We start from the raw sequence: 19,907 nt of genomic DNA, 5'->3' as shown, positions 1-19,907 counted from the left end.
TATTGCGATAACTTACATTACTGTCATAATATGAACATAATAATCGATGGAACGATTACTTTATTTAATTGTTAGCCTGCTATCTCAGCATCAACATAGCATTGACTTGGCTAATCTGCATTCTTCAATATCATGGCAAACAACCAAAGTACACCAAACAGATGAGTAAAATGACTACTATATAATTTAGTAGGCTCAATCAGTCTGGCAGTATCTACTTGGTTTTCGCGATTGATATAACCTATGAGTTAACCTAATAATGACTATCGCTTCTACTCTACGCTTAAGCCTATATGGCGTTGCTCTTAGTGCCATTAGCACACTTGGACTAATCGGCTGCTCAAACTCCTCTACCGAGACCGCAGCGACTGCTGAAAATAGCACGGCTACAGACAAACCTGCCAAATCAATTGCCATTACTCAAATCGTTGAGCATCCATCATTAGATGATATGCGCCGCGGTATTATTGATGAGCTGGCAGATAACGGCTATGTCGAAGGGCAAAACCTAACTGTTAACTTTCAAAGTGCGCAAGGTAACACAGCGACTGCTGGACAGATTGCCAAGCAATTTGCAGGAGACAATCCTGATGCGATCGTAGCAATCTCAACGCCTTCTGCGCAGTCAGTAGTAGCCGCGACCACCACTATCCCTATTATCTACACCGCTGTATCAGATCCATTGGGTGCCAAGCTCATTACGGCAGATGGCAAGCCTTTTCAAAGCAACTTGACTGGACTATCAAGCCAATTACCACTAGAGCCGCAGTTGGATTTGTTGCAGCAGATAAAACCTGACTTAAAGACCATCGGTTATGTCTATAGCCCAGGTGAGGCAAACTCAGTATCATTACGTGAAAATCTAAAACAAGCTCTGCCAGCACGAGGTCTGTCACTATTAGACATTCCTGCCAATCGTCCAACGGACATCGGTATGGCGACGCGCAGCTTGCAAGGACGCGCAGATATCATCTATACCTCATTTGACAACAATGTTGCTTCTGCCTTTGAGGCCATGACTCAAGCAGCAAATGAGCTCAAGTTACCGATTATCGCGTCTGATGAATTCAGTGTAAAACGCGGCGCGACTGCTGCGCTTGGTGTTAATGACTATGACTTTGGTCGTACCACTGGCAAGATGGTATATCGCGTGTTAAATGGCGAAGCGGTCAACACCATCAAACCTGAAGTCATGAATGATCTGACCTTATATGTCAGTCCTAAGCATGCCAAAACACAAGGTGTCAGCTTGCCAGCAGAGTTACTAAAAAACGCCATCAATGTTGATATTGATGCCGAAACCAAATAAAAAGTAGTAAGCTATCTATTAGCTCGTCAATTATTTATATAGTGTACGGACACACTATTATTTTAGGAGTAAGACCCATGTTGTCTCAAAATCGTTTTGGTCGTTTTAATTTCGGTAAGGCTTTATTATTAGGCGGTGTATGTACGGCTATCTTGACTGGTTGTAACCAATCAGCGCAAGATGATGGCTCCACGGATGCTGCCGCTACTGGTGATGCAGCGACAGCTATGAAAACCGTTGCTATTACCGCTATCGTCGAACATCCAGCGCTTGATGATGTACGTAAAGGTGTCATCGACGAGCTAAACGAAGCAGGCTTCAAGGACGGTGAGAACCTAACGGTTAACTTCCAAAGCGCGCAAGGAAACACTGCTACTGCTGGTCAGATTGCCAAGCAATTTGTCGCTGATGCGCCAGATGTTATCGTCGCTATCGCAACGCCATCTGCTCAATCTGTTGCCGCTTCTACTAGCAGCATTCCATTGGTATTCTCAGCAGTTACTGACCCAGTAGCCGCAAAACTGGTACCTAAGCTAGATGGTTCTGGCACCAACGTTACAGGCGCATCAGATGCCCTACCGTACGAGCCACAGATTGATTTGATGCGTCAAATCATTCCATCATTAAAGAACGTCGGTTATGTCTATAGCCCAGGTGAAGTCAACTCAACGATTATCTTAAAAAATCTTAAAGAGAAGCTAACACCACTCGGTATCAATGTACTTGAAGCACCTGCACAGCGTAGTAACGACATTGCGATGGCAGCACGTAGTCTCGAAGGTAAGGTCGATATGATCTATACTTCAACTGACAACAACGTGGTATCAGCGTACGAGTCACTTTATCAAATCGCCAAACAAAGTAAGATTCCTCTCATTGCTTCGGACACTAGCTCAGTTGAGCGCGGTGCTGTTGCTGCCTTAGGCGTGAACTACTATGAGCTTGGCCGTGAAACTGGTAAAATTGTCGTACGTATCTTAAACGGTGAAAAAGCAGGTGCTATCCCAGTTTACACTCCACAAGCGCTTGATCTATACGTCAGTCCAAAACATGCTAAAGAAGAAGGCATCACATTGCCACAAGCGGTTATCGATAAAGCTAAAGAAGTGGTAGAATAACGCACCTTTGTATTTGGCTCACAATAGCAGGTATAAATAAGATAGCGACACGAATTAATACTGTGTTGTATACCTTAGATATACGGCTAATAATTAGACAAGAAACCCAGCTATGAGTCATTAGGCTGGGCTTCTTGTCTAAACAGAGTCTTTTTTTGCAAGCGTGTTTAATAGTACTGTATTTGTCTGGCCATTTATCTGATACTTGTTAAGTAGAGGATAGGTCTATTGATTACATTACAGTGCCTTGAACCATCGCTTCAAACCAAGGTAGCTTATGATCGTTGTTAATCGTGATATGTTTTGGTTTACCCTAACCGCAGATTGCTTAATCTGTTAAATTCACCGCTTAGCTGTTTAGCAGGTAGATGATTTTGGCAATTGCCATTTACTTATCTTAGTACCATACGCTAGACACTTGGTTATGACTTACTGATCTCTTATGTCTTTAATTGCTTTTTTTGGTGCGCTTGAAAGTGGTCTGATTTATGGCCTAGTAGCACTCGGTGTGCTTATCTCATTTCGTACGCTCGACTTCCCTGATTTGACCGCTGACGGTAGTTTTCCGTTAGGGGGCGCAGTCGCTGGTATTTCTATCATCGCTGGTATCAACCCATGGTTGGCCTGTGCTTTTGGGATGTTAGCAGGTTCAGTCGCTGGTATCGTCACTGCGTGGTTGCATGTCAAACTTGGCATATTGCAGCTGCTTGCCAGTATTTTGGTCATGGTTGCCTTATATTCTGTCAACCTACGCATCATGGGCGCGCCAAACCTACCCTTGCTTGGCGAAACCACAGTGTTTAGTACCTTGGTGACCGATGGTAATGGTTATTGGATGCGCTGCCTGATTATTGGTGTCGTTGTCGCAGCTGCCATGTTATTTTTGAACTGGTTCTATAGCACTGAGACAGGTCTGTCGATGCGCGCTACTGGCTCAAACCTAAGAATGGCACAGGCGCAAGGTATCAATACCTCGTGGATGACCATCATCGGTATGGCGATTTCTAACGGTTTGATTGCCTTAGCGGGAGCGCTGTTTGTTCAGACTCAGGGTGGCGCGGACATCTCCATTGGTATCGGTACAATCGTCATTGGTCTAGCAGCGGTCATCATCGGTGAGACGATCATTCCTGCCAAGCGTATTTGGCTGATCACCTTTGCCGTTGTTGTCGGCGCGGTATTGTACAAACTGTTTATTCAGGTCGCACTATCAAGCGATACGCTACGTAGCATCGGCTTTGGTCCACAGGATTTGAACTTGATTACCGCATTGCTCGTGGTACTAGCCTTGGTATTGCCAAAAGCGAAAACCAAGTTTTTATCACGCAAAGTTCGCGCCTAATGACAGTCAAAGCAGGTATTAATAACACTTGCTTCGCTTGAAGAGACAATAAGGAATAATGATTATGATGCAAGCCACCGATTTACGGTTGACATTTAACCCAGGCACGCCTATCGAAAACCCTGCCCTACGTGGTATCAGCTTAAACATTGCTGACGGTGAATTTGTCACTGTCATTGGTACCAATGGCGCAGGTAAATCTACTTTTTTGAACGCGGTAAGCGGTACGACGCGCGTCGATAGTGGCTCAATCTTGCTAAATGGCATTGATGTGACCAAAAAGTCTGCTCATCAACGTGCGCATTGGGTTGCTCGCGTCTTTCAGGATCCGATGGCCGGTACTTGTGAAGCGCTAACGATTGAAGAAAATATGGCTTTGGCCTACAAACGCGGCGGTAATCGCGGTCTGAAATTTGCATTGAACCAGAACAACCGTGATTTGTTTCGAGAAAAACTATCCGTTTTAAAATTAGGTCTAGAAAATCGTCTAACCGATCGTATGGGTCTACTCTCTGGTGGTCAACGTCAGGCAGTAAGTCTTCTAATGGCATCATTGCAGCCTTCTAAGATTTTGCTACTTGATGAGCATACTGCAGCTCTCGATCCTAAGACTGCGGCGTTTGTCTTAGAATTGACTGATAAGATTGTCACGGACAATAAGCTGACTACGATGATGGTTACCCACTCTATGCAACAAGCATTGGCACATGGTACACGCACCGTTATGCTGCACCAAGGTCAAGTAGTGCTAGATGTGGCTGGTGACATTCGCAAAGGCATGACTGTACATGATCTACTCGATATGTTTGAGCAAACACGTGGCGAAAAAGTTGAAGACGATAGCCTGATTTTAAGCTAAGTTTTGAGCTAATACTGCCAATAACTTACGACTTATAAATTCGTACCTGTCGGATATAACCATTTTCGACAACTTCAAAGACCTTCAAGAGAATTGATTTTTCTTGGAGGTTTTTTGTTATCTATAGTTAATGATCATATGAACTTTTCACTGTCCATTATATAGTTGTCGTCTATCAAATCTTCGCTATTGTCATCTATCTATGAGGTCTGTCATGCGCAAAATCCCTATTTATTCCCACCCTGCTGCTGGTTGGCCTGCGCTGATCTCCTCTACCCAAAAGCTAATGGACTATAAGACATTTTTGCGCGGTGGTATAAGCGTATTCAAAAGCAATCAGCCGCAAGGCGGATTTGACTGCCCAGGCTGTGCTTGGCCTGACCATAAGTCACACAAAGCCATCGATGTTTGTGAGAACGGTATTAAAGTCATTGCCGGCGAGACCATGACCCATAAAGCAGATGCCGATTTTTTTGCAAGACATACCGTCACCGAGCTACAAGGATGGTCTGGTTACGAGCTTGAGCATAGCGGCCGCTTATCAGAGCCGATGTATTATGATGCCGCGCAAGATCGCTACGTCCCTATCCCTTGGGAAAATGCTTATCGCATCATCGCTGAACAATTGGGGCAGCTTGATTCACCCCATGAAGCATTATTTTACACCTCAGGCCGTGTCACCAATGAGCCAGCGTTTTTATTTCAGCTGTTTGTTCGCTGCTTTGGGACCAATAATCTGCCTGATTGCTCAAATATGTGTCACGAGCCAACCTCAGTAATGCTAAGCAGACAGCTAGGTATTGGTAAAGCGACCGTGATGCTAGAAGATTTTGAGCAGGCCAAGCTGATATTGATGTTTGGGCAAAACCCAGCGACTAACCATCCACGTATGCTAGAGATGCTCGCTCATGCGCATGAGCAAGGCTGTCGAATCATCTCAATCAACCCCATGCGTGAACAAGGTTTAAGCAAGTTCAGAAATCCACAAAAACCAACTCACATGGCAGCCGGTCAAAGTGATGACATGGTCGATGAGGTCATTCAGATTCAAATCGGTGGCGATGCTGCATTATTGACAGGTATTGCCAAATGGCTGATCGAAAACGATAAAATCAATCATGACTTTATTACCACTCACACGTCAGGTTTTGAGCCTTTAAAACAGTGGTTAACAGCGCAAAATTGGACAGATATCACGCTTGGATGCGGTATATCTCAAGCGGAGATTATCAATCTCGCTGAGCTGGTATCTGATAGCCCAGCAACGATTTGCACTTGGGGCATGGGCATTACTCAGCACGTGCAAGGCGATGACAACGTCGCGATGATTACCAACTTGCTCCTGTTGATGGGTATGATTGGTATCGATGGCGCCGGTGCCTCTCCAGTGCGTGGGCACTCCAACGTACAGGGCGATCGCACTATGGGTATCCATGAACGCCCTAGCAAAAGCTTACTAGACAGTTTAGAGCATGTATTTGAGCACCCTATGCCGCAAGAGCATGGCTACGATGTCGTCACAGGTGCCAAGGCTCTTATCGCAGGTAAACTGAAAGTCTTTATGGGCATGGGTGGTAACTACGCCGTAGCTGCCCCTGATACCAGCGCGATTGAGCAGGCCTTAACCACTACTCAGCTTAATATATTTGTCGGTACTAAGCTCAACGAAACTATGCTATACCCAGGTGCTAATAATTTGATCCTACCTTGCTTAGGCCGTACCGAACGTATTGTCACCACAAAGGGTGAGCAATTTGCCACTATCGAAGACTCTATGTGTCAGATCGTACCCACTCAGGGCAAGCTCAAACCTGTTAGTGATACTTTGAAATCTGAAGCGCAAATCGTAGCGGATATCGCGACGCATGTACTCGGCGCCGACTCGTCTATTCCTTGGTTGGCAATGAGTGAGGATTTCGATGTTATTCGAGACTATATCGCTCAAGCGATTAATGGATTTGAAGAATTTAATCAGCGTATTCGCACCTCTGAGCGTGGCTTTCATTTGTATCATGCGGCGCGTCATCGTGTATGGAATACCGAGAGCGGCAAAGCTCAGTTTGAAGTACCACAATATCCGATTACTTTTGTCGCTGCACAAATGGCAGCTGCAAATGATATCGATGACTATGCAGATACAGCACAAAAGGTTTGGCAATTGACCAGTGTCCGTAGCCATGACCAATTCAACACTATGATTTTTGGGTTTAAAGACCGCTATCGTCAGACGGATCGCCGTGATGTGCTATTCATGCACCCTGATGAAATAAGTCGTTTAGGTTGGCAAAAAGGTGACCGTGTTATGGTCACTCGCCAGCGTGCTAAAGATAGCCTAGAGCAACCACGCGTCTTAGGCCCATTGGTATTAAGTGAGATGGATATTGCCTCTAACGCTGTTGCCGCTTACTATCCTGAATGCAATGACCTCTTTGATTTAGAGACACATGCGCCAGACTCTCATATCCCAGCGTACAAATCGACCACTATCATTTTAGAGCGCGTAGAGGCAAATACATCGATCGCTACGCCTGCGTAAATCATACTGCGAAGAGCCAATGAGAATGAAAATTTCATTGGCTCTACCTCTAGATGACCATAAGCACACTCATAATTTTAGGCCATGATAAACCGTGATAACCATTGAAAATAATGCTGAACAAAGTGAGGCTCTTATCGACCCCGCTATGATAGATAACTTAACTAATATTAAGAGAGGTGTACCTGAATTGCCTAGTGATAATAGGTTGTCAGAGACACCTCTTGCTCGTAGCCACTTAGCACAAAAGCATCATTACCCGTCAATTAGTAGTGGCCCTAATAATGACTCTCACCTTCAAATCGAGCCTCAGAGCACCAGCTTAGCCGTAGAAGCTGCGGTCTCTATCATCATTAATGGAATTCATTATGCTGTGCTGATGGCCAGTCCTCATCAGTTAGAGTATTTAGCTGTTGGTTTTTTATTTAGCGAAGGCTTAATTCAATACAGTCACGAGTTACTCGACTGGGAAGTGACTCATCTTGCAGATTTAGCTAGCTATCAGCAGTTTGCTCAAGATTCGAATGACGAAGATTTTGATTCAGTATCAATTGAACAAAGCTTAGAACAATTTCAAGATTACGATATCTATGTCGTGGAACTAGTATTAAGCCAACGCTGCCATCAACGTATCCAAGCACAAAAACGGCAGCTTGCAGGGCGTACAGGCTGCGGTATGTGCGGTATTACTGGACTAACGCAAGCTTTGCCTGATTTAAGTGCTTACTCACCAGATCATTTACACCATGAACCTAACCGACAGACAGGTATAACTGGCATTCAAACGAGCGCACCAAGCCTTGACTCCCTATTGGCACTGCGTCAACAAGTGGATGCCGCGCAGCATACACATCAACTGACAGGTGCGGTACATGCTGCAGCGACGATACATAATCAGCAGCTATATTTATTTGAGGATGTAGGCCGTCATAATGCACTTGATAAACTCATCGGCTGGCAATTACGCCAAAAAGCAGATGTTAGCTGTGTGCTTATGACCTCGCGTCTTTCTATTGAACTGGTTCAAAAGTCTATTCGAAGTCAAATTCCTTGGCTAGTTGGCATGTCAGCGCCTACCAGTACAGCAGTGCGCGTGGCTGAGCGTTATGGTCTTGGATTGGCTGGATTTTTACGTAATAACCGAGTCACTTACTATACCAAACAAGATAATATATAAAAATTTACTGCTACTTGTTCGTTAAGAGCAACTATCTATCGCTCATCATCTATTTTTTTAATGAAAGCTTTAGTTACTTACTCATACTTATAATTTAGCTCATAGTGATATATCACTCGATGCTGCTCATAATAAACCACTATTTTTCAATACCTTATTAAACATCCTATTAAATTTCTTTAATTAAACACTTATATGTCATCTTAGATAATTATCTGGTAAATATCGGATAATGTTTGAGGTTGGTGACATAATAGGTTACTCTTACCGCGCAAATATGTTACAGGTACTTAACAAATATGTAGTTTTATTTATTAATGCCGCTTAGTAATACATCAATCGCAATAGATAAGTAGAGACTTCCTACCTATTGCTTGTTACAGCTGACAAGGCTGTCTAAATCGAGTTCGGGTCATGCCATCATGGCTTAGTGCTTATTCGTAATTCCGCTATAGACACTCATCACATGAGTTTTCTTTAGCATGTAGCTACCTTTGTGTATGCCTATTAATAGCGTGATGGTTTACCCATTAACTGACGCCTATCGAAAGTAGTCCCTGTCTTTTTGATTTGACACTATTTGTCTTATCAAGATTTGGGCGCGACACTTAGCATTTGCTTACCACTACAGTTGGTATTTTCGCTATTTATATTAGCCACATACGTTCTGTATGAGGGCTGTGTAGGCTATGCTGTATTCCTAATGGTTTGGTATCTTTCGTTTTTACTGAACTTTATTCATCAACTAACAATTGCGAGGTCTGAGTTTGAAAACTGAGTCATTGTTCCAATTTTCATCATTAACGATTATTTTATTATTATTAGCATTTTATGGCGGCACCTATTTACTGTCTTTATTAATCAAAAAAGATAAAGAGACAACTTCTGGGTTTATGGTCGCAGGTCATGGTGTTGGCTTCGGTATGGGTGCAGCCAGCATGACCGCCACTTGGATTTGGGCCGCCTCATTTTACGCTGCGGCCACCTCTGGCTATAAATACGGCGTCTCAGGGCCGATACATTATGGCTTTTGGGGTGCATTGATGATTTTATTCATCTACCCTTTCGGTATGCGCTTTCGTGAATTGGCGCCAGACGGTCATACACTAGGTGAACTGATTCATGCCCGCCACGGTTCATCAAGCCAATTAATCTTAGCCATATCCAATATTATGGGCAGTTTAATTAGCTTGATGGTCAACTTTACCGCTGCTGGAGCATTGGTGTCAGTCCTGTCGCCATTGTCGTTCCAAACAGGGGTAATGATCGCAGGTATCGGTGTACTGAGCTACACATTGACATCAGGGTTTCGAGCATCCGTCTTTACGGATTTCGCCCAGTTGGTCGCTCTAATGGCCATTGGTATTGTCATTATTCCCGCCGTGTTATTTGCCATGGGTGGTCCTGAGGTTATGGTCAGCGGACTATCAAACCTGACATTAGAGCAGCAGAACTTCTTCTCATCTGAGGCATTTTTTCAACAAGGTGCACCTTATTTTGTCGCTGTATTAGCATATGCTATCGGTAACCAAACCATCACTCAGCGCCTATTTGCGATTGATAAAACCAAGATTAAAGCGACGTTTATCACTGCTACAGTCGGCTATGCTGGTATCGTTATTGGTCTTGGGATGATTGGACTAATGGCTGTAACGATTGGCGTCGAGCCACTCGATGGCAATATGAACAACCTTATCCCTCAAATGGTCAGTACTTATCTGCATCCCGTCTTTATCGCCTTATTCTTCATTTTAGTGATTGGGTCATTGTCCTCAACCGCTGACTCAGATTTATCAGCGCTATCAACCATTATGATGGCAGATGTCTACGGTAAAAACATCGCCAAAAAAGGCCATGTTAAACCTAAAACAATGATGCTAATTGGTCGCGGCACGATGATTGTTGCGACAGCAGCTGGACTAATTTTTGCGAGCTTTAAGCTTGATATTCTCGTCATGCTAGTGTTCGTTGGGGCACTATGGGGCGCTATCGTCTTCCCTGTAATTGCCAGTGTGTTTTGGAATCGCGTCACCAATACTGCCTTTACCTCAGCAGTTATCGTCGGACTACTCTTATTTTGCGTTGCCCGTTTCGAATTACTTCCAATCACTGGTGTCACCGCCCTATTCTTTGAAATACTGGCCAGTGTCGGTGCAGCAGTCGTTATTGGTCTAATGGTCTTTGGGTTCTTAGGTCGTAAGATTGGCATGGTCGCCGCAGCTATTACGCTTGTGTTGATGCTTATCTTCGCTACTGGCTTCTTACGTCAATATATGGTTCTACTAGCCTCTCTAACAGCTTATGGCGCTAGTACCGTCGTCTGTGTGATTATCAGCCTAATGGGAGACGAACACTTCGACTTCGACTTAATTAAGCAGCGTGTGGGCAATTACGATAAAAAGTCGGAAATCCCATCGTCACTTAAATCTTAAACCAAAGTCGCTTTATCCGAGTAATGATTAGTCAGGAGTATCTGGCTAATCGCTACTTACTTAGCAATATTATAAGGAGATATCATGGACAACGTTTTTATCTACGGCTTATATATCTTAATTTGGCCAGCCATTACTCTTGGCGTACTCGTATTAATTTGCACGGCCACTTATCGCGATGTGAAAAGTGCTAAACGTGACAATAGAGATATAGTTTAGCGCACTATATTTTAAACAACCATCATTAAACGCTGGGTTACTGACGGCTTAAAAAAGCTTATTAATAGAATAAATGTCCTGAAATTGGGGCTAAATATAGATAAGATAATAAATAAGCTGTTTTTAATTAAAAAAGGACTTGTAATTTACTATATTTTTGCTAATATAGGCGACCTTGATTGGCTGGATGGCAGAGTGGTCATGCAGCGGACTGCAACTCCGTTAACGCCGGTTCGATTCCGACTCCAGCCTCCAATTATTTATTAACTTCACGTTAATTTTGGCTTGCATTATTATCACAACCGATTATAATAGCGACCACTTATCTAGTAACTAGATGGTCTATCAGCTAGTTTACATGTTAGATAAAACAAGTTTTGCCCGGGTGGTGAAATTGGTAGACACAAGGGATTTAAAATCCCTCGCTAGCAATAGCGTGCCGGTTCAAGTCCGGCTCCGGGTACCATTACATAGTCCTATACTATCTTATAGAACAGCTAAAGCCCCTGATATCAGGGGCTTTGTTGTATCTGGCATTTTGTCTGATTTACCATAATTATCTACTTTCATTATCGTAAAAATGTGGACTATAAAAATTTATAGTTTTCCCTGAGCTATCAACATGCATGAGTCTAAAAAACTATTGCCCTCCTTTTAAAAACCGTTCCATACTCTTCTTAAACGAGAACTGCATTCGCAAAAGTTCAGAATGCTTTTGCATTTAAATTGTATCCCTCCAATTATATTTATTCTTAAAATACTAATGGCTAGTTTATAACTGTTCCCATACCATTCGAGGAATAGTAGAAGATACTAAGATTACATCTTAAAAAACATAAATATATCACTTCTTTTGCTCTACTCCTATCACCTATCATAAGTACCTCTCTTGCAAACTATAAAATCTCTTAGCTTTAACTACTTTATAAATAGCCAATATTAATCAAACATTAATCGTGCAATTTTGTAACGACTGTATTACAATGCACCAACAAAAGTGACAAACGGTTTATATTGGCGATAAAAGGTTTACATTTTATGTGTAAAATTATAGGTAACTGTAGTTTATACCTTCTATCCGTATATTAGCGATTTTATAGAACGTCATTAAATGATTTATACTCAATGGAGATTTACCATGCAATTCAACAAAACGCTACTCGCTGTTACAATACTTACTGTTGGTGGATTTGCCACTATCTCTAGTGCAAATGCTGATTCAACCGAATCTACTTTCGGTGTTGAGACAACAATTGACGCTAGTTGTACAATAGACACTACTGCTGCCAATATTAGTTTTTCAACTATCGCCGCTGGTACTGCATTGCAAGATGCATCTATTACTGATCAGAAATCTGGTACAGGTATCTTAGTAAAATGTTCTAAGGACGCACCTTATATTATCAACCTAAAAGCGGCTAGTAACCCAGATGGTACTGATGGTAAAGGTACGATGAAGGGCGTGTTAACCGATAACACTGATACTATTAACTATCAATTAAATGCTAAGATAGAGGATGCAATAACACCTTGGGGTAATCTTGAAACTAACGGTGTGACTGGTACAGGAGCTGGCGTATCTACATCTATTTCGCACATCGTCTATGCCACAATAGAATCTACCACTGACGTTAAAGAAGATACTTATAAAGACGTTATTACTGCTTCTATCACTTACTAATAATTATGTTAAATTTTTGGTTATACCGCGTTGCCCGACCTATAATTATCTCAGCCTTGCTACTGTCGCCTAGTTTGGCAGTAGCAAGCGGATTGCAGGTCTCTCCCATCTCTTTGAGCTTAGAAGCCCGTGAGACTGCCAGTGGTCTGACGCTCAGTAATTCTGGTAGCAATATAGTACACGCGCAAGTGCGTGTGTATCAGTGGTTGCAGGACGAGAAGGGTGATCAGCTCATCCCCTCGCGGGGACTGTTGGCCAGTCCACCGATGATTGAGCTAAAACCGGGTGAAAAACAGCTCATCCGGATCATCCGTGCGAAGGCACCGCCGCAAGGTTCTGACGCGGTAGAAGATGCTTACCGAATCTTGGTCAATGAGATACCAAACAAATCTGGCAGCCAAACCACAGGTTTGCAATTTGCGCTCAGCTATTCACTCCCTGTATTTGTACAGCCTGTTGGGGTGACTAACACCAGTCCACAGTTGCAGTGGAGTACATATCTGCAACCGGATGGCAAAGCGACAAAACTTCGTGTCAGTAATACTGGTAATGGTCACGCCAAATTATCTAGTCTGAGCTTTGTAGATACAGCGGATAATAGTACGGTGATTAATCCGGGGCTGCTAGGGTATGTATTACCCGGTGCAACTATGAACTGGACACTGAAAATACCGCCCTCTGCCCTGAGGGCAGGCGGTAAATTCAAGGTTATGATGAATGGCACTCAGACGATACCAGATGTCACGATGGACTCATCCATTCGCTAAAGCAGTTTTTCTACAGTGCGTGGCAGTATCAGCCAGTCACGCCGTAGAACTAAATGATGTTGCTACAGACATTCACGTCACTGAACTTGCCCAGCTTAATTTAGACAGCTACAACGCTGACAACGATGAAGATGGGTTAGATCTGTATCTAGACGTCACCTTAAATGGTGCTAGTGCAGGTTTAACCCATTTTTACTATCGTGACGATCAACTGTGGGCAAGTCCTAACATCCTGCAGCAGCTTGGTTTTGTCGTACCTGCTAATAACGCTGAAGCCATATTACTAAATAGCTTACCTGATCTTAAGATCGATTATGATGCTCGACAACAAACACTAAGTCTTATCGCACCTCTAGATATGCTCAATCTAGATACTACTATCCGTAGCACTCGTACTAACAAACGACCCCAAGCTACATCATCTTCTGGCATGTTGCTCAATTACAATATCTATGGTACTCAAACTCAAGACAACACGAAAAGCTTAAGCGCTTACACCGAGCTGCGCGCATTCAATAAGCTAGGTGTACTCAGCTCTACCGCCTTAACCAGTGCAAATAGTGGAACTGGTAATAACAGTGATTGGGATAGGCATAGCATGCGTTTGGATACTAGTTGGAGTCAGTCATTTCCAGATAAACTCATAACAGTTCGTGCAGGCGATATCTTGACGAGCGCCCTATCATGGACTCGCTCCACGCGATTGGGGGGTCTACAAATTGGCACTAATTTCTCCCTCCAACCCTATAGATCAACTACACCCTTACCTTCGTTTTTTGGCACAGCCACGCTACCCTCAGCGGTAGAGCTTTATGTCAACGGTCTCAAACAATATAACGGTGACGTACCGGCAGGACCATTTGAGCTCAATACAGCACCTAGTTTCAGTGGGGCAGGTACTGCTCAGCTAATAGTGACCGATGCCTTAGGACAAAGCACCACACTTAATTTCTCTCTATATGATGCCCACCGTTTATTACAGTCAGATCTCTCTGACTGGTCCGTAGAGCTTGGGACGGTGCGAAAAAGCTACGGCATTCATTCTTTTGACTACGGTAGCGATATTGCTGCCAGTGGAACATGGCGTTATGGGGTTAGCGATCGCTTTACTGCAGAGACACATGTTGAAGTGACTAACGGTCTCAGCAACGGGGGTATAGCAGGGACATGGTTACTAGGTAAGTCAGGAGGGATATTATTCGCATCGTTAGCAGGTAGCGAGAGCCAAGGTCAGAAAGGTATGCAGTACAGCGCAAACTACTCATGGAACAATAGCCGCTTCAACTTTGGCCTCAGTGCTTTGGGCACTTATGGCGATTATCGCGATGTCGGCACCCAATACGGCTCTGCTCCTGCTAGTCGAAGTGAGCAGATATCAACTGGTTATAGTACAGAGTCTATGGGTCGTTTTGGTATAAGCTACAATCAAGTGTCGCAATCAGAAAAAGACAAGGCACAGTTTGCTAGCGCTTATTGGTCGAAATCCTTTGGTCGTAAATTGAGCCTGAGCGCCAATTACAATCACGATATCAACAGCGCTGAAAATAATAGCCTGTATGTCAGTGCCTCTTTATCATTGGATCGTAGTATATCGCTAAGTAATAGTGTACAGCACACCGATAACGATACTCTGTTTGCAACTGACCTCTCAAAGCCAGCATCGAACACTGGAGGTATTGGCTGGCGAGCACAAGCAAGACACCGCCTAAATACTGGCAAAAACAACAAGGATAGCACTAGTGGCGTTGCTGAGCTGAACTACCGTGGTCACTATGGTCAAATACAAGCAGGTATTGCAGGCAACAGTGGTGACTATTCAAGCTATGCAAGTGCTACAGGCGCCGTGGTTACGATGGGAGGGGGCTTGTTTGCTACTCGACAGATAAATAGCGGCTTTGCCGTAGTTTCTACAAGTGGCATCGCTAATATACCTGTGTCTTTACAAAACAGCGCCATTGGCACGACCAATAGCAAGGGTCTATTGTTGGTAACACCACTGAATGCCTATCAAGAAAATAAGATTGGCATTGATCCTATGCAATTGCCCGCAGACCTGCGTATTGATAAAGTAAACATAAATGCGACGCCGACCGAGCGCGCTGGTATTTTTGTCAATTTTGATATCATGCCGGTACGCTCAGCCTCTGTCATATTAGTAGATAGCAGTGACCAGCCACTACCGCTTGGCAGTCAAGTACGTCAGCTTAGCAATGCAGCAGTACCAGCAACCGTCATTGGTTTTGACGGAGAAGTATATCTCGACACCCTTGATAAACATAATGTACTAGAGATAACCACCCCTTCTAATGATATCTGCACTGTTAGTTTCGATTATTCCAAACAAGGTGATGAGATACCTCTTATTGGTCCTTTTGTCTGTCACAAGGTACAACCATGATGAAATCAGTTCAATGGCCTTACGGATTACTATTGCTCACCCTTATAGTATGGTTCTCAATCAATAGTGCGCATGCTGACCTCATTTGTACAGCGAGCATGAGTAGCAATACTATCAACATTAGCAATACTGTTACACCTGCTACTGCTAACAATGCGAAAATTACTGGGACTTTAAGCTACAGCTGTACCAATAACACGGAATCAGATAGGTATGTTTCCGTTTGCCTTGGCGCTGACGGGGGCAATTATGACAGTACTACTCTTAACCCACGTTATATGACTGACTCGAATGGCTCTAAACTGGCATTCACTATGACATTACCGGACGGAACACTCTGGGGGAATGATAGTAGCTCTTTTTACCAACCTGACTCGTTTCTCATTCCTAAAGACGGAACCATCAATGGCAATGTAGTTATCAATGTTTCATTATTACCAAATTTTAACAACGCCTATGCTACCAAGGGACTTTATAGTAGCAGTTTTGAAAATAGTCATACGACACTGGTTTACCAATCTCACTTTTCCAAGCCAGCTTCATATGACTGCCAGACAGGCATTTATGAATATAATTCCTTCCCGTTTAAAGTGCAAGCGACTGTCGTTAACGATTGCAAAATAAATACAACATCTGACATTGTCTTAGGCCGTCAACCTGCAAGTACCACTAGCTTTATAGGCAGTAACAACGAAGCTATTAACATGATCTGTACCAATGGTACTCTTTACAATATTGGTTTGTCCCCATCTAACCAGGACGAAAACGGTGCAGGTGTTATGATAAGTACGGATAACGAAAACTATGGACTTCCTTATCAACTGAGTTCAAACCCTTCAGGAATGGTATGGGGCAACAATGGCAACACTTATGACACGTTAACCAACGGTGTCACTGGACAAGGTAAGGGCACTGCTCAATCGCATACCGTGTATGTTAAAGTGCCAAACACTGATGTTAAACCTGCCAAATATGTGGACACAGTAACAATTTATGTAAACTATTAGCAGCTGTTTATATAAAGCTGACCCCCTTATCCTCTATTCTCTAAACAGCTTCACTCACTCATGCTAAGCACCTTCCCTTACGCATATGATTAGACGAAGAACATCTGTCGCCCCCTTATCTACTACAGTGTTGTTTGTATAAACCTCAATTGGCCTTGATGAAATTTAAAAAGAAACCTATAAAGACTTATCAACGCTAATTGCTACGATCCCCCTTCCATAATTTTTATAATCACTCATTCCTTGCAAGCATTATAGACAACCAATCGAATTTTCTTAAAAGCTTATTCTTTAGTTATTTAAAAATAAATTTCACCAAGTACATTTACCTTTGTAAAACACTGCTTAATCAATATCCTTTAATTTCCATAATGTTTAATCAATTACATAAAACATAATAAATTACTTATTATTACTACCAGAACGCCGTTAATTTTATGGCAATCTTATTACGATTTATGGACTTTAGTTTATTTTATACAATTTTTTTATAATACAGCAAAGCAGAAATACTATATCAAAAACAATACTCTCTTAAATATCATACAAGTATGGGCTACTTTTAATATGAGTAAACGACCTATATATATTCAACCGAACAATTTTGCTGACTATCTAAGCCATCAGCAAGATTACTATTTATTTTTAGATATAGATGGCACACTTTCAAATTTCACCATAAATCCTAATGACAGTATTATTCCCCGCCCTACCTTAGATCTTCTACAGGCGTTACAAGACCATGGCATTAATATCGCTGTAGTGACTGGTCGTAGCCTTACAGAAGCCAAAAAAATGCTGTCGCCCTTATCGTTACCAATTGCGGCAACCCATGGTCTAGAAATAGGATTAGAGCATAGTCTTACTACTAGTAAAGATAGCAATCGTAATGATATAGATACTTTTTCTAACGATGCTTTAGAACTAGATATAATCAAGCAAACTATTATCCATTATTGTACCGCTTATGATGACTTCATTATAGAAAGCAAACCTTACTCTATCGCTTTACACTTTCGGCAGAATCCTTGTTTGGCTGCTGAGGCTCATACCATCATGAAAAAAGTGTTAAAGAATCATCCTGCCTGGGCATTGACGCCTGGCAAGTATGTTTGGGAAGCGACACCAAAAGGTATAAATAAAGGGACTGCTATTCTATATCTATTAGACAAAATAATAGACAAGGCTAGCAACAATGCTTGTGCCATTTTTATTGGTGATGATATTACTGATGAAGCGGGTTTTAAAGCCATACAAGATTCAGACAAACTAGGGAAGGGCTTGGACCAGCCACTAAAAGGACTAGGTATTAAAGTGGGTAGGGAATCCACCTGTGCTCATTATTATGTCAATGATATTAATGAAGTAACAGATTTACTTCATAATCTACTAAGTTTTTGCCGGAAACGCGGTGTGTCACCATCTGGACTAATAAACGTTAATTCTCACTATTGAAAAAAAATTAAGGTCAATGCCATGAGTCGCTTAATTGTCTTATCAAATCGAGTTAAGCTCCCTGATAATAAACCGATGGCTGGTGGACTGGCGGTAGCATTGCAAAATGTCTTAATAGGGAGTTCAGTGGTTTGGATGGGTTGGAATGGCAAGGTCGTCGATAACCATAGTTATAATGACTCCACTAATCCCTTTAACAGCGATGAAGTCAATGTAAAAGGTAGTGATACGTATCTTACCTATATGACCACTGCCCTCACTACAGAACAATATGACCAATTTTACTGTGGCTTTGCTAACAGTGTCTTATGGCCACTATTGCATGAGAGAACCGATTTAATCAATCAAACACTAGAATATCACACAGGCTATCAAGCGATAAACCGTCTGTTCGCTAAACAACTAAAAAGGATTATTGAGCCTGATGATGTAATTTGGGTACATGATTATCATTTTTTAAGCGTGGCATATTATTGTAGACAGTTAGGCATCTTTAATCGTATCGGATTTTTCTTACATATCCCCTTTGCCTCATTACAATTTTGGAAAACGCTCAAACAAAGTCGTGAGATTGTGCATCATTTGGCTCATTATGATCTAGTAGGTACGCAAACTCAGCGAGATAGAAATAATTGCTTGAATGTCTTGCAGTATTATTTGAAAGATCATTTTATACACGACCAGCTTGGAGCAAGCGCGCCGATAAATGTGTTAGATATGAAGCGAAATTTTGCTCAGCCCTATACCTGTACTAGAGCAAAAATGACGCTCAATTTAGCGCTGAAATCTCAGCATTCTTTAATGGTGGATGCTTATCCAATAGGGGTCAATGTGGCACAAATTCAAGAACAGATTAAACACTTATCTTCAACTATCTTCTTGCACTCTACCCCACTTTATAAAAATAAAAAGCCTGCCTTTCAACAGATTATTGCAGTGGATAGGATCGATTATTCAAAAGGGCTGCTAGAACGCTTTGCAGCATATGACGATTTTCTGGCGCAAAATCCATCATATCAAAACCGTTTGCAGTTATTACAAGTCGCCTGCCCTAGTCGTTTAGATTTGCTGGCATATCAAAGTCTCTATAACGATGTCAAAAATAAGGTTCATAAAATTAATCAGCAATACTCATCTGAGAAGAGCTCTTGGCAAGCCATTAATTATAGCGAAACCGTACTGAGCCATGAAACATTGATGACGATGTTTTGGCAAAGTGATGTCGGTTGGGTGAACTCACTTAAAGATGGCATGAACTTGGTTGCTAAAGAGTATGTTGCTGCCCAAAATCCTGATAATCCTGGTGTGCTATTACTCTCGCGTTATGCTGGAGCAGCTGAGCAAATGCAAGATGCAGTCCTTATAGACCCTAATAGCTCAGATAGCATGTTAACAGGATTGAGAACGGCCCTCACGATGCCATTAGAAGAGCGTCAGTCTCGTTATCGGTCATTACTGCAAGGGTTACAGAAAGATAATTTGCAGATTTGGCAGCAGAGTTTTTTGGATGATTTATACAACGAAAGCAGCAGTCAAATAAGTAGCATGGAGCCCGTCAATATTCACATGTCTGACTCATAACGATAACTAGGAGACTCTCATGCGAT

14 protein-coding genes and 2 tRNA genes are annotated in these 19,907 nt (G+C 42.5%); all 16 read left to right on the top strand.

From position 1 onward, the window contains the following. Positions 1–259 precede the first annotated feature (259 nt). The 16 genes from IEE84_RS04595 to IEE84_RS04525 all read left to right on the top strand — a co-directional run bounded on the left by IEE84_RS04595 (position 260) and on the right by IEE84_RS04525 (position 19,881). Positions 260–1,309: an ABC transporter substrate-binding protein gene (locus IEE84_RS04595; protein WP_102094939.1), complete on the top strand. Its 1,050-nt coding sequence runs from the start codon at positions 260–262 to the stop codon at positions 1,307–1,309. Positions 1,310–1,386: 77 nt separating this feature from the next. Next, positions 1,387–2,427, top strand: coding sequence for an ABC transporter substrate-binding protein (locus tag IEE84_RS04590; protein WP_114700879.1), 1,041 nt, complete (start codon positions 1,387–1,389; stop codon positions 2,425–2,427). A gap of 442 nt (positions 2,428–2,869) precedes the next feature. Further along, positions 2,870–3,769: an ABC transporter permease gene (locus IEE84_RS04585; protein ID WP_101204314.1), complete on the top strand. Its 900-nt coding sequence runs from the start codon at positions 2,870–2,872 to the stop codon at positions 3,767–3,769. 64 nt (positions 3,770–3,833) lie between these two features. Further along, complete coding sequence (locus IEE84_RS04580) at positions 3,834–4,628, top strand: ABC transporter ATP-binding protein (RefSeq protein ID WP_057759272.1); 795 nt, start codon at positions 3,834–3,836, stop codon at positions 4,626–4,628. 214 nt (positions 4,629–4,842) lie between these two features. Then, a complete protein-coding gene (locus IEE84_RS04575) occupies positions 4,843–7,164 on the top strand; it encodes an FdhF/YdeP family oxidoreductase (protein ID WP_191115022.1) in 2,322 nt (773 codons plus the stop codon). A gap of 94 nt (positions 7,165–7,258) precedes the next feature. After that, entirely contained in the window at positions 7,259–8,341 is a 1,083-nt protein-coding gene (locus tag IEE84_RS04570) for a formate dehydrogenase accessory sulfurtransferase FdhD (protein ID WP_224737899.1), read from the top strand. Between the two features lie 782 nt (positions 8,342–9,123). Further along, the gene (locus IEE84_RS04565; protein ID WP_224737969.1) at positions 9,124–10,773 is read left to right on the top strand and encodes a sodium:solute symporter family protein; all 1,650 of its coding nucleotides are present in this window, start codon (positions 9,124–9,126) and stop codon (positions 10,771–10,773) included. A gap of 84 nt (positions 10,774–10,857) precedes the next feature. Further along, positions 10,858–10,992: a putative transporter small subunit gene (locus tag IEE84_RS13090; protein ID WP_211181310.1), complete on the top strand. Its 135-nt coding sequence runs from the start codon at positions 10,858–10,860 to the stop codon at positions 10,990–10,992. Positions 10,993–11,173: 181 nt separating this feature from the next. Next, positions 11,174–11,247 (top strand) — tRNA-Cys (locus tag IEE84_RS04560). Positions 11,248–11,371: 124 nt separating this feature from the next. Next, positions 11,372–11,458, top strand: a tRNA-Leu gene (locus IEE84_RS04555). Between the two features lie 672 nt (positions 11,459–12,130). Then, complete coding sequence (locus tag IEE84_RS04550; RefSeq protein WP_191115021.1) at positions 12,131–12,673, top strand: spore coat protein U domain-containing protein; 543 nt, start codon at positions 12,131–12,133, stop codon at positions 12,671–12,673. A gap of 5 nt (positions 12,674–12,678) precedes the next feature. Further along, positions 12,679–13,440 carry a fimbrial biogenesis chaperone gene (locus IEE84_RS04545; protein ID WP_191115020.1) on the top strand — a complete coding sequence of 254 codons (762 nt, stop codon included), beginning with the start codon at positions 12,679–12,681 and terminating at the stop codon, positions 13,438–13,440. Beyond that, positions 13,412–15,838, top strand: a complete 2,427-nt coding sequence (locus IEE84_RS04540; RefSeq protein ID WP_224737898.1) for a fimbria/pilus outer membrane usher protein — start codon at positions 13,412–13,414, stop codon at positions 15,836–15,838. The genes IEE84_RS04545 and IEE84_RS04540 overlap by 29 nt, the downstream gene beginning before the upstream one ends. Continuing rightward, on the top strand, positions 15,835–16,845 hold the full coding sequence (locus IEE84_RS04535) for a Csu type fimbrial protein (protein WP_191115018.1): 1,011 nt from the start codon (positions 15,835–15,837) through the stop codon (positions 16,843–16,845). The genes IEE84_RS04540 and IEE84_RS04535 overlap by 4 nt, the downstream gene beginning before the upstream one ends. 567 nt (positions 16,846–17,412) lie before the next feature. After that, a complete protein-coding gene (otsB, locus tag IEE84_RS04530; RefSeq protein ID WP_191115017.1) occupies positions 17,413–18,300 on the top strand; it encodes a trehalose-phosphatase in 888 nt (295 codons plus the stop codon). Positions 18,301–18,321: 21 nt separating this feature from the next. Then, positions 18,322–19,881, top strand: a complete 1,560-nt coding sequence (locus IEE84_RS04525) for an alpha,alpha-trehalose-phosphate synthase (UDP-forming) (RefSeq protein WP_191115016.1) — start codon at positions 18,322–18,324, stop codon at positions 19,879–19,881. The last annotated feature ends 26 nt before the right edge of the window (positions 19,882–19,907 follow it).

Source organism: Psychrobacter sp. 28M-43 (genome assembly GCF_014770435.1).
Classification (GTDB): domain Bacteria; phylum Pseudomonadota; class Gammaproteobacteria; order Pseudomonadales; family Moraxellaceae; genus Psychrobacter.
This window is presented reverse-complemented; position numbering and strand designations above follow the sequence as displayed.